A 17,130-nucleotide genomic window follows, 5' to 3' on the forward strand; every position below is an offset into this window, starting at 1 on the left:
TTTTTTATAAAGTTACACGAGCACCAAAGCTGATAATTCTTGCTTGAGGATAATACTGACCGCTGCTGCTTGTAGATTCCGGATCCCAGATCTTCATTTCATCCCATGTGATCAGATTGAGACCACTTACATAAACCCTGACTGTGCTAAGACCCGCTTTTTTGCTGATATCTACCGGGAGGTTGTAACCTATCTCAACGTTTTTCAAACGCAGGTAATCGCTGCTTCTCAGGAAGTAAGTATTATTTCCGAAACCACCACCGGTATAGTAAGTGCCACCACGGTTTGAGATCCTTGGATCTTTAGAACTTGGATTTTCAACAGTCCAGCGGTTATCATAAGTGTCCTGCAGATAGTTTCCAATATCACCGGATTCAGTTCCGATGAAGAGAAGACCGCCAGTCGCACCCTGGAACAGGATAGATAAATCGAAGTTTTTGTAACCAGCGTTGATATTCAAACCACCGGTAAATGTTGGATCACGGTTCTTATCAAGACGCACCTGGTCGTCAGCATTGATTTTTCCATCACCATTGATGTCTTTAAATTTCATATCGCCTGGCAGTAACTTATTGGTTGCTGCGGAGTAATTGATCTTGTTGGCATCAATCTCTTTCTGGTCAAGGAAAACACCATCATACTGGTATGCAAGAAAGTTTGGACCATTCGTACCGAAACTTTTGCCGGTTGATTTCTGGTATTCGATCGCGTTTGGATTTTCGCTCCAGTTGATGATCTTGTTTTTTGCAAAACCTCCGTTAGCGCTTATAGAATATCTGAAATCACTTTTCTGCTCAGCCCAGGTGAGTTTGAATTCATAACCTTTGTTTTCCATTTTACCTAATGCAACTGGTGGCAAAATAAACGCTATACCAGAACTGGCAGGAGTAGTTCCTAATGGCTGAACAAGGATGTTATCTCTTTTATTATAAAAGTACTCGAATTCAAAGCTTAACCTGTTATTGAGCAAGGCACCTTCAAGACCTAAGTTAAGGTTATTGGCAACCTCCCATGAGAAGTCAGGATTTGGAACAAGTCTCTCCTGTAAAGTGCGCTGAACAGCATCATTGATAATATAACTGTTAAACGTGTACGTAGAGAGATAAGCATATTCCTGCAAAACTCCATTATAGAATACCTGGTCATTTCCCATCTGGCCGTAGGAAGCCCTGATCTTAAGGAAATCCATGAACTTTACATTGTTCGCAAAAAAGTTTTCTTCAGATATGTTCCAACCTGCAAGGATACCAGGGAAGAATCCAAAACGGCCGGATTCAGGGAACATATAAGATCCATCATATCTCCAGAGGAACTCGAAAAGATATTTCTCTTTGTAGTTATAGCCGACGCGACCAAAATAACTAAGACGGGCTCTTTCATAAGCGTTACTGCCTATAGTCTGCTCAAGGTCGCCACCGGCGAACATCTGGTCAATCGCAGGTGACAGGAAGTATCTTCTGAATGCATTTATACTTTCAAACTCTACAGTTTCCCTGGTAACACCTGCCAGGAAATTAATGGTATGATCTCCAAACTTAGTGTCATAGTTCAATAACCCGGTAAGGTTAATGTTGAGACTATTTTCATTTGCCTGGCCAAGCCTTGGATCACTGAAAGTAGATCTTACGCGTTTCTCAAGTTTTGGTGTAACACCATCAGCCTCGTAGCTGGTCTTATCCCAGAAATACAGGGACCATGGAGTTTCCCACCTTTTTGTTTTCCTGTAATATTTATCAAGCGCCGCAATACCAGTAAGTTTAAGACCCTTAACTCCAGGGATGTTGATCTCAAGTTTACCAGTTGTCTGGATATAATCCCTGGTATCTTTATCATAACCGGTTTGGTTGGTAGTGATCACCACCGGATTCTCTCCATTCTCAATGTCTGGTCCTGGTAAACCGTTAGGCCAGATAGCCTGTTCTGTTGGCTTACCACGCATTTGCATACGGAATATTGCACCTGCACCCCTTGTTGGGAAGAACCGGTATTCTTCACGACCAACTAGTCCGATACCGATGTTGATGTATTTATTTACTTTGGCATCCAGATTCAGACGAACATCATATTGTTTATATCCAGTTGCTGAGTTCTCGTAATAACCATCCTGGTTTTGATAACCCACAGAGGCGAGATATCTTAAACTTTCTGTACCGCCGCTTACCTGCAGGCTATGTCTTGTCTGGGGCGACCAGGTTTTCAAGGTAGCATCAAACCAGTCTGTATTTGGATGTCCCCATGGATCTGATCCGTCCGCTGATTTTCTGATATCATCTGGTTTATATGTAGCGTTGATAGTTACATTGTCATTTGTACGCTTGTAACTACCGGTAGTTTTGAAAGAGTTCCAGGCAGCAGCCCACTGGTCAGCAGGAATATCCTTAAATAAAACCAGTTCATTAGCCATCGTAGAATACTCGACAGCATCGGCAACTTCTGGTATTCTTGTTGGTTGTGACCAGCCCTGGTTGAAATCGTAGCTCAACATCGGCTTACCATTTTTACCACGCTTGGTAGTAATAAGGATAACACCGTTTGCCGCCCTTGCTCCATAAATAGCAGCCGAGGCATCTTTCAGCACTGACATACTTTCTATATCATTCGGGTTGATACGATCGAGACCACCCGCACGGTCAGGGATACCATCGATAACGATCAACGCTGAGCTGTTACCCAAAGTATTTGTACCACGGATACGGATTGCAGAACCATCATAACCCGGTTCACCACTCGATTGTATCGCGGTAACACCAGGCAGACGGCCGGCAAGTGCGTTGGAAAGGTTCACCGTGTGCGATTTCTCAAGCTCGGTTCCTTTAACAGTTGCAACGGCCCCGGTTACTGTCACTTTCTTTTGTGTACCATAACCGACCACAACAACATTTTCCAGATCATTGGATAAAGTATTCATTCGCACAACCAGTTCCGTCTGGTCAGCCAGCGCAACCTCCTGCGATTGATAGCCCACGCCGGTAAACACCAACGTCGCTTTCGGATCAGTAACAGACAAAGAGAAGTTTCCGCCTTCATCAGTTGTTGTACCTGTGGTTGTACCTTTTACAACAACACTGACATTTGCAATTGCTGAATCTTTGTCATCGGTTACTTTACCAGCTATTCGTACTGTCGACTGGCCAAACAAAGAGCCGGACGAGCACAATAGCATGACAAAAAAGCTTAGACAGCTAATTTTAAAATAATGGGTTTTGAACATATGGCTTGTTTTATTTGCAGGTTGAGAATAAAAAACGTATGAGAATACATCTGTACAGGACGATATGCCGGCGTGTGCAGATCGTCCACAGAATTATCGCAAGGAGTATTAACTACTCTTGAAAGTCGGTATAATTGAAGAAATTATCTGGACCCGAAATGAATAAGGAGGATGTCTTTCGACACAAGAAACATTTTTCATACAAGCAGTTTTATGTGTTTTAGTCAATCGTGTACCGTTACTACTAATGCTTAACCAGGGCTTAAGTCACAACATACAAGCAATCAATAAAAGCAATTCGATTATCATTGTTTGGCTCAATGATATATCATAGCCAAAGCAAGTTAAAGGAATCTTTTTTAATTATTAATGTAATTTTAACATTTATTTTTTAGGGTTCATTTAGATGGATAATTATCGTGTGCAAATGAAGCGAACATTATTGTTACTCACCCTTGCGTTAACGGTAAAAGCAAACACAACACTGCGTTCTAGCTCGTTTTTTTAATTTTCAAACTACGAAACGAAACTTCATTTCCATGATCCTGCAACAACAAATGACCCTTCGCAGCCTCACCGAAATTCGGATAATTTCTGTACTTACTTTTTGCAACCAGGGCTTTATATTCTGCAGAGCCGCGGGTGTAACTGACTACCTTAAAACCGTTCAGCCAGTGTTCAACACGGTTGTCCGGATATACGACTATTCTACCGCGGTTCCATTCGCCGATTTTCTTTTTCGAAGCCGGGATTTCGGTCCTTGGGATAAGGTCATACAGAGAAGACATTGTCCTGTTTCCACCCTGACCCATTTTTGCATCGGGGTGTTTTTCATCATCCAATACCTGGTACTCGAGGCCAATGGCAGACCCACTGTTTTTTTCTGATTCAGTTACAAAATATTTTACACCGCTGTTTGCCCCTTCAGTTAATCGAAATTCAAATTCGAAATCAAAACTGGCGTATTCTTCTGTTGTCACGATATCCCCACCATTGGTTGACTCACCTCCATTGGATGCCAAAACCCGGATGGTGCCGTCTTCGATCTTCCAGCCTTTTTCCGGAAATGAAGTTTTCTTAGCTCCTCTCCAGCCCTGTGTGTCTTTCCCGTTCCACAACAGGGAATAGCCGTTTTTCTTTTCCTGTTCTGAAATGGTATTGGGCATAAGATTTACTACCTTAATATTATCCCATGCGGAAGACTTCGGATTTTTTGTCTGGATCCGTATGTTCCGCCACATGATCTGTTTTCCGGGACTATCAGTCGATCTGATCGAGTGAACCTGCAATGCAATAAATCCTGAAGGAGTAAGATCGTCTATCAGATGTGAGACAGGTATACCATTCACCCAGGTCCGGATAACCGACCCGATGCACTCCACCCTGTATTTGTTCCAGGCATTGTTCCTGAAAGCTTTTTTTGCCGGCAGATTATAATCGGTGGTACAAAGCCATCCACGCCTGGCTTCATCATAAATACCACCGCTCCATGCACGGGGTGAGGGATCTATTTCTATCTGGTAACCATGAACACGGCCATTCTGGTAATCGGGTTTACTCAAACTTCTTACCTGTATACCTGAATTCATCGATGTGTCAACTTTGCACTCAAGTTCGAGGACAAAATCGCCATAGTCCTTTTCTGTAACCAGGAACGAATTAGGGGTGTTGGCCACCGTTGTGCCAACAATTGTTCCATCCTTAACTTCATAAGTTGCCTTTCCATTTAATTGTTTCCATCCGGAAAGGTCCTTGCCATTAAATAATTTTTCCCAGTTCCCCTGGCCGGAAACTGTGATGGCTGCAACAGCAAACACGAGACTCAGCAAATATTTCATCAATTCAGATTTTTTGTTTTAACCGGCTATATCATTTAACCTTCAACTGATCGGCGAGCCAGTTGTTCATCATTAATGTTTGTTCGGGAAACGTCCAATGGCCGGTTTCCAGGGCGAGATAAAGTTCTTTTTTTGCCGGTATCACGTTATAGGCTGCATACATCGAGGTTGGGGGGCAAACGTCATCATTAAATCCCCAGGTATACATTCCCGGCACTTTCACATTGCGGGCGAAGTTGACCACATCATAGTAAGCAGCAGTTTCAATCTTGTCTTTTTTGTTATTGAAGGCCATATTATTTGGAGCGAACAAATGCGGCCACCCTCCTGCCCTTCCATGCAGGTACCCGGTAACATCACAGAGCGCGGGATAATATGCTGCCAGGTGTTTGACCCTGTCATCGAGTCCTGCGGTAACAAGCGACAACGCACCTCCCTGGCTGCCCCCGGTTACTGCCAGGTTTTCGCCATCATACTGGGGCAGACTGACCAGCAGATCATTGGCCCTTACACAGCCAAGATAAACGCGTTTATAATAATATTTGTCACGGTCATCCAGGTTGAAATTCTGATATCCATTCAGCGAACCGGAAGCCAGGTTAGTGTAGACGATCGGATCCATTGTTACCGGCACACCATGAATACCAATTTCCAGTGTAATCATTCCGCGTTCGGCCATGGCGATGTTGCCATTATAAGGCCTGATCCCAGCTCCGGGCACCGACAATAATGCCGGGTACCTGCCTTCTTTCCTGGGCACACACAAAATTCCGTAAACGCGCGAATTGTTGAAATTCTGAACACTTACATGATATACATTCACTTTCTCCGTGCAACGCTCCGGTAAAAGGGTCATCCTTGTATCCAGGGGGATTTTCGAGAGCGCAATTTTAGCACTGTCCCAGAAACTTTTGAACCCGCTTGGATTGGCTACCGTGGGTTTGATAGTAAGTGGATCAAAGGCCGCTGTCGCCCATCTCCGGTATTCCTTTCCATCGACCCTTGCTGTGACAATACAACGCAAAAATCCAGCAGTCTTCATGGTGCCGGCGTCGATCTTAAAAGTTCCATTTGTAATGGTCATCGAATCCTTTTTAATGGGATCCAGCTTTTCCGGGCCATACTCATAAACTATCCGGGCATTTTTAACCGGGTTACCGAACTGCAGCACGGAAACATTGAAGGTAACTTTTTCGCCAACCTTGTAGGTCCAGTTATCGCGATCCGGGGCAATGACTACTTTCACGAGTTGTTCTCCCGGCTGGGCTTTGGCAGTAAACGCCACAATAATTAAAAAACAGGCAAGCAATTTTGATCTGAACATTGTGCAATCTTTAATCTTCTGAATGATAATCGGATTTCGTAACATTATATTATTTCGCAGGGCGATTTGGTAAGAGGATCTCTATTCCCTATAATACATTAAATTTACAGTTATAAATAAACCGGCTCTGAAGGTTTCTTCAGAACAAGATTTATTTCAGATGCAAAACTCAATATTAAATCTTCTACACTTCGATGCAAAGAAAAACTTTAAAAATTCATCCCGACGATAATCTTGAAGTTGCACTAACCGATCTTCAGCAAGGGACGGTTGTGAAATGTGGTGACCATGAGATTACATTGATGGACACTGTCCCCGGCAAACATAAATTCTCTCTGAAACATTTTGCACCGGGCGATGAGATAATTATGTTCGGAGTGCTGGTAGGTAAGGCTGTCGTTGATATTCCTCCCGGCAGCCTGATCACAACGAAAAATATTACCCATGCCTCAGATTCATACAGGTTGAAGGAACGCCGTATATCATGGAAGGTGCCCAATGTTGATGAATGGCGCAAGAAAACTTTTATGGGTCATCACCGGGCCGACGGATCAGTTGGTACTGCTAACTACTGGTTAGTGATACCACTTGTTTTCTGTGAGAACAAAAACGTGGATGTTATGCAGGAAGCTTTTTCAAAAGCACTTGGATATGCGCCTGCAAAATCACCTTACGAAGCTTATGTGGAAAAGCTTATAGAACGGCATGGTAACGGGCAGAATTATGCTTTTGCTGCTGACCTGCAGACGGAGACCCTATTTGAGGAAGAAGCTCCAAGGCAGCAAAAGATCTTCCCGAATGTTGATGGCATAAAATTTCTTAATCATACGTTGGGTTGCGGTGGAACCAGGCAGGACGCGCGGGCGCTTTGCGGACTGCTGGCAGGTTATATCACTCACTCGAATGTTGCAGGCGCAACAGTCTTGAGTCTTGGTTGCCAGAACGCACAGATCAGCATTCTCCAGGAAGAGATTGCCAAACGCGATCCATCGTTTTCAAAGCCGATGTATATACTGGAACAACAACAGATCGGCAACGAAAAGAAGATGCTGCAACAGGCCATCAGCCAGACTTTTGAAGGCCTGGTGATCGCAAACAAATCGGTGCGGAAACCGGCTCCTCTCAATAAATTATGTATTGGGCTCGAATGCGGAGGCTCGGATGGATTTTCAGGTATATCGGCAAACCCCGCAATTGGCTATACCTCGGACCTGCTGGTAGCCCTTGGAGGTTCTGTTATACTTTCCGAATTTCCAGAGTTATGCGGTGTTGAACAGGAAATGAGCGACAGGTGTCTGACACCCAAGATTGCGGAGCGTTTTATGGACCTAATGAATACGTATAATGCCAAAGCCACGGCATTGGGCAGCGGTTTCTATGCAAATCCTTCCCCGGGTAATATTAAAGATGGCCTGATCACCGATGCAATAAAAAGTGCCGGTGCGGCAAAAAAAGGTGGCAGCTCGCCGGTTGTTGATGTACTCGACTATCCGGAAAAAGTAACTAAACCCGGATTGAACTTATTATGTACACCTGGGGGAGATATTGAATCTACCACCGCCGAAGTTGGTTCGGGCGCTAATGTTGTATTATTCACAACCGGTCTTGGCACTCCGACCGGCAATCCCATAGCACCGGTTCTCAAATTATCAACCAACACCGCATTGTATAATAAAATGAATGATATTATCGACATAGATACCGGTGATATCATTGCAGGAAAGGAAACCATTGAAGAGGCAGGTTCTCGTATATTGCAGTACGTTATAGATGTGGCAAGTGGCGAGATCCCTGTGAAAGCGGTAGCCGCCGGGCATGATGATTTCATACCATGGAAAAGAGGCATCTCTCTGTAAAATTATAGACCATGACTTGCGGGTTATGACATCCATAACTCATCGGGCTGACTTGTAGTAAGGATAAAGCTTATTGACAGGGCAGCCCTTATATTAAAGTTGCTCCATATGAATGCAAATTTTTTTTTGCTGCCCGTGCTCTTATTGTCAATTGCCTGTAATGATGCTGACCAATCAAAGCCGGAGATAACCAAATCAGATTCTTCAGACAATATGCCAACAAAAGGAAGTTATGCCTATGATGCAGATTTCCTCAAAAAAAATACTGCGAAGACACATGAATTAAAAGATGCTGATGGCAGGGCCATGGTTCTACTTTCTGCTGACTACCAGGGCAGGGTTATGACCTCATCGGCGAAAGGGGCCGGCGGGACCAGTTATGGCTGGCTGAACTACGACCTGATTGCTTCATCCGAAAAGAAAAAACAATTCAATCCTGTTGGTGGAGAGGAACGCTTCTGGCTGGGGCCTGAGGGCGGCCAGTATTCTGTTTATTTTAAAGGAAAGGATTCATTTGCCTTTGATAAATGGCAGGTACCAGCCATAATAGATACAGTCACATTTGACGTTGTCAGTGCTGATGCACAATCAGCCACTTTCAGAAAAAGTTCAGTGCTGACCAACTACTCAGGAACTGTTTTCAACCTGGAAATCAACCGCAAGGTCAGCCTGTTATCACCGGCGGAAATCGCACGGGAGTTGAATATCGAAATTGATCCAACCATATCCTCCGTAGCTTATTCTTCAGAGAACTCAATCAAAAACACCGGCAACGCTGCCTGGAAAAAAGAAAGCGGATTATTATCTATCTGGCTCCTGGCCATGCTTACGCCTTCTGATCAAACAAAGGTCCTGATCCCCTTTGATCCTGTTGAACGTGCAGAAAAGTTTATCACCAAAGATTATTTCGGAGCGATTCCGCGGGATCGGCTGACCATTACCGATAGTTTCCTGGTTTTGAATTGTGACGGAAAATACAGATCCAAAGTTGGCATTCCCCCGTCAATCGCAAAGCCGGTGGCCGGGAGCTTCGACTTCAGGAATAATATTCTTACCATTACTAAATTTACTGTGGACAGAAATGCTTCATATGTTAATTCCAAATGGGAACTTCAACAAAATCCATATGCCGGCGATGCGGTCAACGCCTATAATGATGGCCCACTCGCAGACGGCACACAGATGGGGCCATTTTATGAGATCGAATCTTCTTCCCCGGCCATGCCGCTTAAGCCCGGAGAATCGCAGGTCTATAAGCAGAGCACTTTTCATTTTGAAGGAGATTTCGGGAAACTCGAATCACTGGCCCTTACAGTACTGGGCATTTCGCTCAGCAAAGTAAAAGATGGCATAACAAAAACGAATCCTTAGTTTTAACCAAAACATTAATAAGTTTAAGCACTTCAATTATCAGCATCATGCATTTATACAAAACCTCCAAAGGGAACTTTATCGTTCATGACAATAACGCTTATAAAATAGATCAGGACTGGGATGCAATAGTCAATAGTGATAATCTCTATAATTATTTAGTTGGCATCACTATGAAAAGTGAACCGGTTGATCCTGAAGTCCTGAAAACCGCTATTGTACGCCATCTGCAGGCACCTGTCGGGAGCCAGGAATTGTGGGCGGCAGGTGTTACCTATCTCAGGAGCCGTGATGCCCGGATGGAAGAGTCTAAAGCCAGTGGTGCTGCAGATTGTTATTCGCAGGTTTATGATGCAGCAAGACCCGAATTGTTTTTCAAATCATTACCACACCGGATCTCCGCTCACAATGAACCGGTCAATATCCGCAAAGATTCAACATGGAATGTTCCGGAACCGGAACTGACTTTACTTATCAATTCCAGGGGAAGAATAAATGGCTATACCGTCGGCAACGATATGAGCAGCCGTAGCATTGAAGGCGAAAACCCATTGTATCTTCCACAGGCAAAAATGTATGAGAGATGTGCAGCGCTCGGACCATGTATTTATGTTCCGGATGAACCGATATCACCCTCTACTATCATAGAACTTGATATTCAGCGCAACCAGCAATCTGTTTTCAATGGTCAGATCGCACTTGACCGGATGAAGAGACAACATACCGAGCTGGTCGATTATTTATTCCGGGAATTCAGGTTTACTAATGGCGTGATGCTGATGACGGGAACAGGAGTGGTACCCCCCGACCATTTTACCCTGGAGGTTGGTGATGAAGTCAACATTACCATTATGGGCATAGGCACACTAACGAATACTGTGGCCATTATGGAGAATGACAGGTAACCCGGGATGTCATTTAGTAAGGACAACAAGTCCCCCCGAACTATCAATGATCTGTTACTAAGGGGGCACTATCCCTTAAACAACCAAAGATGCACTTGCACGCCTAAACACGCTCAGCCGTTATAAACCGGTTTGCCGGCAGACCCTTTACGCCTGGGTTTGCCATAAACAGGCTTCCTGTATCGGGATAGGACTTGAGCGCGTCTTCATCTAAACCGTCCCTTGCAGTAGTAATAAACAATGTGTCCAGGTCCCTGCCACCAAAGGTGCAACAGGTAACATTTACAGCCGGTACGGAAATCTCCGCCAACTGTTCACCGGTTTCAGGGTTATAGCAGGCAACCCTACTGCCTCCGTAAAAAGCAATCCATAAATTGCCGTTGGCATCAATACACATCCCATCCGGGCTGCCTTCCTCGTCTTTCAGATCGAGAGCAACCTGTCTATTCGCGAGCGCTCCACCGGGTATCGAAAATTCGAAACTCAGCACATGTTTCACTTCTGTATCTATCAGATACATAGTTTTGTTATCTGGCGTCCAGGCAAGACCGTTAGACATGCCGAGACCGGGAACCATTTTGGTCACGCTGCAATCTTTATCTACCCGGTATAATGCCGCCTTACCCTTTTCCCCTGGCATATGTAAGGTTCCAACCCAGAGTCTCCCCGCCGCATCTGCCTTTCCATCATTGCAGCGGTTGTCCGGAAGCCCGGCCTCAATCTCTGCAAGCTTAGGCTGGTCACCGGTAGATGTATTTAGTCTGACCAGCTTGTCCTGCAAGGCGCAAACAATCTCATTATCCGAAGTAACTGCTATACAGCCCACCATTTGATCAAGCAACCATGATTTGTGTTGGCGTGTGGCCGGATCAAACACAAACACTTTCTTTGATTTGATATCCACCCAGTATAATTGACGGGTAATATGATCCCAGACCGGTCCTTCACCAAGAACGGCTTCCTGTTTAAATGCCACGGTTGCTTTTATTGTTTTCATTGCATTAACTACTTACCGAAATTGTGCCATCGGATAACGACCATTGTGCCCGTTCACCTCACGGTGAAATTGTAAACGCCTGACCCAAGTTCTACCACAACATACTCTCCCTCCTTGCCGCTGATCTTTAATTCGCCGACAGCGGACAATGCTTTGCCTGATTCAGAAACTGTTTCGGCTGAATTGGCCGGGATATAAACCGTTGCCTTCGTATTCGGAGGTATCTCCACATTTAAATTAAACTTCCCATCATTGATTTTCCATTCAGATCTCAGCTTTCCATAATTGGTTTCATAATCGGCGGCCACTTCGGTAAGTCCACCACCTATATGCGGCTTTATAGAAATATGTTTATAACCGGGCATGGAATCATAGGTATCAACACCGGCAATCACCCGATACATCCAGTCTCCGATAGCACCATAGGCATAGTGATTGAATGAATTCATGCCCGGGGTTTGAAAACTTCCATCGGGCTTCTGACCATCCCATCTCTCCCAGATCGTTGTGGCTCCCTGCTTAACCGGGTAAAGCCATGAAGGATAAGTTTCCTGCATCAACAATTTAAAAGCAACATCAGTGTATCCAAACCTTGACAATACATGACATAAATAAGGAGTACCTAAAAACCCGGTGGTAAGATGGTTGTTATATACCTTGATATTGTCTGCCAGTCTTTTTGCAGCCTGTTGCCGTTGATTTTCCGGTAACATATCAAAATTCAATGCGAGTACATAGGCGGTTTGGGTACCCGAAACAAGACGTCCACCAGGGGTAAGATATTCTTTAAGATAAGCTGCCTTCACATCATTGAGCAGCTGTTCATATTTTTTGACGTCCTCTGGCTTGTTAAGCACCTTCGCGGTGTTGATCATGATCTGTACGGAGTTTGCATAGAAACATTGTGCAATCATGTACTTGTCAGTGATCGCACCCATCCCACTGTTATCATCATCAGGCCTGTAGAAAAGCCAGTCACCAAAATGGAAGCCCTTATTCCAAAGATTTTCTGTTGAGTTTAATTCCATAAACCCAACCCAGGCTTTCATGCTTGGATATTGTTGTTCAAGCACTCGTTTATCACCATAGGCCTGGTACATTGTCCATGGAATAATGGTTGCAGCATCGGCCCAACCGGTTGAACCATCAGCTCCCTTTGCAAGTACGTGCGGTATAACAAAAGGAACACTTCCCTTATCAGTCTGATCTGCCGCAAGGTCCTTCAGCCATTTGTTGAAGAAATTATAAACGTGCATGTTATAGGTAGCCGTACGCGCAAATGCCTGCGCATCGCCCGTCCAGCCGAGCCTTTCATCCCGTTGCGGGCAATCGGTGGGTACATCAAGGAAATTGCCTTTTTGCCCCCATTGTATGTTATGCTGAAGCTGGTTGATAAGGGTGTTGGAGGTTTTAAAATTCCCGGTTGGTTTCATATCAGAATACATGGCAACGGCAGTAAAGTTCTCAAGGTTAATATCGCCTTTGAAACCTTCCAGCTTTATAAACCGAAAACCCTGGAAGGTGAAGTGTGGTTCAAAAGTCTGTGGCTCTCCGCCTTTAACTATGTAAGTATTTAACTGTTTTGCTCCACGGAGATTATCGGTATAAAAATTCCCGGCTTTATCCAACACTTCTGCGTGGTAAATTTTCAGACTGTCTCCCTTATTACCAGTGGCGGTTACCTCAACAAGACCAACCAGGTTCTGCCCGAAATCGATAACTTTTTCTCCCTTTGGTGTTGTTATTAACTTGAGTGCTTTAAAACGCTCGTGTTTTTTTACCGGTTCATTATAGGTTGCAAGAAGAGTGTTTTTTGCAGCGTTAACAAGTTTGACGGGTAACCAGTCCTGATCAGTAAATCCGGCATTGGCCCAGCCATTTTTTTCGAAGTTGGCATCATACACTTCGCCATCATAGAGCTCCGATGATTTTACGGGACCGGTAGAGCACTTCCAGCTGTTATCGGTGCTTATAGTTTCGACCGTTCCATCATTATAAACAATGCGGATCTGAGCAAGCAGGGCAAGTTCCTTCCCATAGAGGTTCTGGTTTGCTTCCCAGGCGAGCGGTGTGCGATACCAGCCACTGGCCAGCCCGGCCCCCATTGCGTTTTTACCGGTGTTCAGCAATGCCGTAACATCATAAACCTGGTATTGAAGCCTTTTGTTATAACTCGTCCAACCCGGCGTAAGATAATAATCACCTACACGTTTGCCATTGATGAACGCTTCATAGATCCCGTGAGACGTTATAAAAGCAGTAGCTGATCTTATTTTTTTTGCAGCCGTAAATTCTTTCCTGAACAACTGCCCGGGCCGGTTAACCGAATCTTCGATAAAACCGATACTGATCCATTTGGCTTCCCAGTCGGCTTCATTTAACAAACCCATTTGCCATGACCCGACTTCACTCCAGGGCGAAGTTTTACCCTTATTATCCCAGACCCTCACCTGCCAGTAGTATTTCCTGGCAGACTCCAGTGGAGCGCCTCCGTACATATTATGTAAGGATTGACCCGAAGTCACCTTGCCACTCTTCCAGGTGATGTTTTTTCCGTTTCGTAAACCAGAAGGATCACTGCCAACACGAACCTCGTAAGCAGTCTGCATGAGGTTTCGTTCGTTGCCCTGTATTTTCCAGCTGAAGGCCGGTTTGGCTATGTCAATACCAACCGGGTTTTTAAGATTCTCAATGAGTATGTCATAAACGGTCGTTTGCGCATTGCCGTTGGAGGTAACCAGGAAAGCGAGACTTAAAAGCAGAAGAAATTTTCTCATGGTAGCGAATTATTGAGTAGTCGATGATAGGAATCTATTGATTTGCTTTGATATTATCCATCCAGGTTTTAGCTGGCTGGTTGAGTTAGTTTCCATTTATGGTATGAAGTTAGATTTAGTGAAATGTTTTTAGTTGGATGATATTATCAGGCAACGGTTCGGGGTTCCAGTATTGATGAATAGCCAGCGCGGCACCCAGGCCGGTAGATTGCGGAACCGTGGCCGCGGCAACAGAAACGTTCGGAAAATCCAGACTCAGGAGATTCATATAAAGATCATTTTTGCTGAATCCTCCATCAACAAAGATTTGTTTCAGATTCGGATCATTCATGACGAGCCTGGTTGACGCCACCTGTTGAACCATGATATCACGCATTAACTGGTGATATGCGGTTTCGTAGTCCTTAAACTCCGATAGTTCACGGCTGCTGAATGCAGAAGCACCGCCGACTGGATTTGTATGATCACTGAGATCATCACCAGGACTACTCTTTGATTGAACCGCAGGGTCTCCCGGATATTTCAACAAAAGGGCTTCATAGATTTCTTTGTTGAACCGGATTCGCGAATGAGCAGCATCATCCTTAAGAAAAAAATCACCCAGCTTTTTAATTTGTTTTTCGTGTTCATTGCCTGCAAATAACCTGGAAGATTTCACAGGTTCGCCTTTAAAGGTCAGGTAACATAAACAATCATTCCTGAGTTCGGCCCTGGTAAGCGGATCCTTATTGAACGGATTCATGCTGATGCACCAGGTACCCGTCGAAATTAATATAAATGGATCTTTGAAGTGTAGCAAATAAGGTATTAAGGCAGCTGAGCTGTCATGCAATCCAACTCCGATTGGTGGTTGTCGTGATGTAGCCGGATCATTTACAAGCGCATCTCCTAAAACCACCGGAGCAAACCTGGATCCGATCTGTTCCGACTGAACCCATTCATGATAAGCGTTTGAACGAAAGTTCCACAAATTTGTGTGGCAACCGACGCTTGTAATGTCTGTACTGATCTTTCCGGAGAGTATATAATTAAGGTATTGCGGAAGATGTAATGAGGACCTGATCTTATTAAAGAGGGCCGGCTGTTCATGCTTCAAACGATAAAGCTGCATTCCGGAATTCAGACTCCCAAGCACCGGCGAGGCCGTTATCATAGAAAATTCCTCTTCACCACCATAGCGCTCATAGAATGCTGCAAGTAATTTTTCAGGATATGGCTTCAGGTAATTATACAGGGGTGAACATGGTTCACCAGATTTATCCAGATGCACAAAACTCGCTCCGTAGGATGAGAAATTGAGGGCCGCTATTTTATAGGTGGCGGACATTGAGAGCTCCTCGAAATTGGTGATGACCCAGTTGGTGAGTGCATGTACATCCTCACAGTTGAAACCGTCTTCATCGGTTGTCTCCGGCAGCTGCACGCTGGATTCCCTGACCAGTTCATAGTGTTGGTTGAACAGCAAAAGTTTTTTGTTGGTTTTACCAACGTCAAATATGGCAATTACTCTGCCGGCACTCATAAGCAATCGTTTTTTATCTATAGCCCCGTAGCCACCGTTTTAAGTCCCCGCTCACGGATCAGGTTTTCGCGGATCCTGCCGGCACGGAACGCCCGTACAGGCTCAAGTGCACCGCCTGAGTCCAGTCTTGCCTGTGCAACCAGTGGACGAAGATCGGTCCGGAAAGCATCCTGCAATATTTCCTGCGCCAGAACCACATCATTGTTTTGTTGTGCCTCTCTTAATTTTTCCCGGTCAACCGAAAGTGCCTGGGCATAGGATAACATGATCGCTTCAACAGATTGCAACAGATCTTCAAGCGGATCTTTAACGTTGTGAGAAGCATCTATCATCCATCCAAGGTCAGTATTATGATTCATTCCCTGGGCGTCCATACCATCGACCAGCTCATTAAAAATCAGGAACAACTGGTAGGGCTTAATGCTTCCGACCGTGAGGTCGTCGTCGCCGTATTTTGAATCATTAAAATGGAAGCCGCCTAATTTGTCCTCCATGAGTAATAAAGCAACGATCTGTTCAATATTTGCATTTGGCAGATGGTGTCCCAGGTCAACCAGCGTATAGGCTTTCGGACCCAGTTTGTTGGCGTACAACAGCGACTGGCCCCAGTCTCCAACCGTTGTAGAATAAAAATTAGGTTCGAAGGCTTTATACTCGACAAACATTTTCCAGTCAGCCGGCAAGGCTGCATAGATCTCCCTGAGTCCTTCCAGCGTGTTTTGAAATGCTTGTCTGAAATTCAACTGTCCGGGAAAACAGGAGCCATCACTCAGCCAGACAGTCAATGATTTTGATCCCAGGTCAACCCCATGTTGAATCACTTCAATATTATGTTGAACCGCCTGTGCACGGACTTTCCTGTCTACGTGTTGCAAGGATCCAAACTTATAGCTGTGTTCCTGGTCTTTCTGATCCTGGAACGTATTTGAGTTCATGGCATCAAACTGCAAACCGAGTTGTGCAGCCAGCGCCCGTACAGCCGGGATATTTTCAGGGATGTCCCATGGAATATGGAGCGAAATGGCTCCGCTGCTTTTGTTAAGCGCATGCAGGAGCCCGATATCTTCCATTTTTTCATGAAGGTTGCGGGGCTCTCCGCCCCCCGAAAACCGACCGAACCTTGTGCCACCCGTACCAAGTGCCCAACTGGGTATTGCTACCTGGAAGTCGATTAACTTCTGGAGTATGGCCCTTGCATTTGGCAGATCGCTGACAAGGGACTCGTATTTGCGTTGATGGCTTTTATACCATTGCTGGTTATGGTCCTCAACAAATTGCTTATCTAGTTGCATAAACTGAATTTAATTTGAAAAAACGAACCCGTCAGTC

General features: G+C 44.8%; 10 protein-coding genes. 3 read left to right on the plus strand and 7 right to left on the minus strand.

All coding sequences use genetic code 11. The annotated features are described in order from the left end of the window. Positions 1–4 precede the first annotated feature (4 nt). From ACX0G7_RS09310 to ACX0G7_RS09320, 3 genes are all read right to left on the minus strand, one after another. Positions 5–3,163: a SusC/RagA family TonB-linked outer membrane protein gene (locus ACX0G7_RS09310; protein WP_458923183.1), complete on the minus strand. Its 3,159-nt coding sequence runs from the start codon at positions 3,161–3,163 to the stop codon at positions 5–7. 539 nt (positions 3,164–3,702) lie between these two features. Next, positions 3,703–5,049: a 3-keto-disaccharide hydrolase gene (locus ACX0G7_RS09315; protein WP_458923184.1), complete on the minus strand. Its 1,347-nt coding sequence runs from the start codon at positions 5,047–5,049 to the stop codon at positions 3,703–3,705. Positions 5,050–5,080: 31 nt separating this feature from the next. Further along, complete coding sequence (locus ACX0G7_RS09320) at positions 5,081–6,373, minus strand: acetylxylan esterase (RefSeq protein WP_458923185.1); 1,293 nt, start codon at positions 6,371–6,373, stop codon at positions 5,081–5,083. 194 nt (positions 6,374–6,567) lie between these two features. On the opposite strand from ACX0G7_RS09320, the gene ACX0G7_RS09325 reads away from it, so the two are divergent. The 3 genes from ACX0G7_RS09325 (at position 6,568) to ACX0G7_RS09335 (ending at position 10,505) form a co-directional block, all read left to right on the plus strand. Beyond that, positions 6,568–8,229 (plus strand): UxaA family hydrolase, encoded by a 1,662-nt coding sequence (locus ACX0G7_RS09325; protein WP_458923186.1) that lies wholly within the window; start codon positions 6,568–6,570, stop codon positions 8,227–8,229. A 108-nt stretch (positions 8,230–8,337) separates the two neighbouring features. Then, positions 8,338–9,600 (plus strand): DUF6786 family protein, encoded by a 1,263-nt coding sequence (locus tag ACX0G7_RS09330; protein WP_458923187.1) that lies wholly within the window; start codon positions 8,338–8,340, stop codon positions 9,598–9,600. 47 nt (positions 9,601–9,647) lie between these two features. Beyond that, the gene (locus tag ACX0G7_RS09335; RefSeq protein WP_458923188.1) at positions 9,648–10,505 is read left to right on the plus strand and encodes a fumarylacetoacetate hydrolase family protein; all 858 of its coding nucleotides are present in this window, start codon (positions 9,648–9,650) and stop codon (positions 10,503–10,505) included. 103 nt (positions 10,506–10,608) lie between these two features. On the opposite strand, the gene ACX0G7_RS09340 is transcribed toward ACX0G7_RS09335, so the two are convergent. The 4 genes from ACX0G7_RS09340 to ACX0G7_RS09355 all read right to left on the minus strand — a co-directional run bounded on the left by ACX0G7_RS09340 (position 10,609) and on the right by ACX0G7_RS09355 (position 17,093). Beyond that, positions 10,609–11,502 (minus strand): SMP-30/gluconolactonase/LRE family protein, encoded by an 894-nt coding sequence (locus ACX0G7_RS09340; protein ID WP_458923189.1) that lies wholly within the window; start codon positions 11,500–11,502, stop codon positions 10,609–10,611. Between the two features lie 53 nt (positions 11,503–11,555). Continuing rightward, on the minus strand, positions 11,556–14,279 hold the full coding sequence (locus tag ACX0G7_RS09345; RefSeq protein WP_458923190.1) for a family 78 glycoside hydrolase catalytic domain: 2,724 nt from the start codon (positions 14,277–14,279) through the stop codon (positions 11,556–11,558). A gap of 115 nt (positions 14,280–14,394) precedes the next feature. After that, positions 14,395–15,801 (minus strand): FGGY-family carbohydrate kinase, encoded by a 1,407-nt coding sequence (locus tag ACX0G7_RS09350; protein ID WP_458923191.1) that lies wholly within the window; start codon positions 15,799–15,801, stop codon positions 14,395–14,397. A gap of 17 nt (positions 15,802–15,818) precedes the next feature. After that, the gene (locus ACX0G7_RS09355) at positions 15,819–17,093 is read right to left on the minus strand and encodes a sugar isomerase (protein WP_458923192.1); all 1,275 of its coding nucleotides are present in this window, start codon (positions 17,091–17,093) and stop codon (positions 15,819–15,821) included. Positions 17,094–17,130 lie beyond the last annotated feature (37 nt).

The sequence above is a fragment of the Flavitalea antarctica genome (genome assembly GCF_054461535.1).

What these genes read in the sequence shown, in the direction of transcription:
- ACX0G7_RS09340 (WP_458923189.1), bottom strand. Translation starts at nt 11,502, where the DNA reads ATGAAAACAATAAAAGCAACCGTGGCATTTAAACAGGAAGCCGTTCTT.
- ACX0G7_RS09355 (WP_458923192.1), bottom strand. Translation starts at nt 17,093, where the DNA reads ATGCAACTAGATAAGCAATTTGTTGAGGACCATAACCAGCAATGGTAT.
- ACX0G7_RS09345 (WP_458923190.1), bottom strand. Translation starts at nt 14,279, where the DNA reads ATGAGAAAATTTCTTCTGCTTTTAAGTCTCGCTTTCCTGGTTACCTCC.
- ACX0G7_RS09350 (WP_458923191.1), bottom strand. Translation starts at nt 15,801, where the DNA reads ATGAGTGCCGGCAGAGTAATTGCCATATTTGACGTTGGTAAAACCAAC.
- ACX0G7_RS09335 (WP_458923188.1), top strand. Translation starts at nt 9,648, where the DNA reads ATGCATTTATACAAAACCTCCAAAGGGAACTTTATCGTTCATGACAAT.
- ACX0G7_RS09315 (WP_458923184.1), bottom strand. Translation starts at nt 5,049, where the DNA reads ATGAAATATTTGCTGAGTCTCGTGTTTGCTGTTGCAGCCATCACAGTT.
- ACX0G7_RS09310 (WP_458923183.1), bottom strand. Translation starts at nt 3,163, where the DNA reads ATGCTATTGTGCTCGTCCGGCTCTTTGTTTGGCCAGTCGACAGTACGA.
- ACX0G7_RS09320 (WP_458923185.1), bottom strand. Translation starts at nt 6,373, where the DNA reads ATGTTCAGATCAAAATTGCTTGCCTGTTTTTTAATTATTGTGGCGTTT.
- ACX0G7_RS09330 (WP_458923187.1), top strand. Translation starts at nt 8,338, where the DNA reads ATGAATGCAAATTTTTTTTTGCTGCCCGTGCTCTTATTGTCAATTGCC.
- ACX0G7_RS09325 (WP_458923186.1), top strand. Translation starts at nt 6,568, where the DNA reads ATGCAAAGAAAAACTTTAAAAATTCATCCCGACGATAATCTTGAAGTT.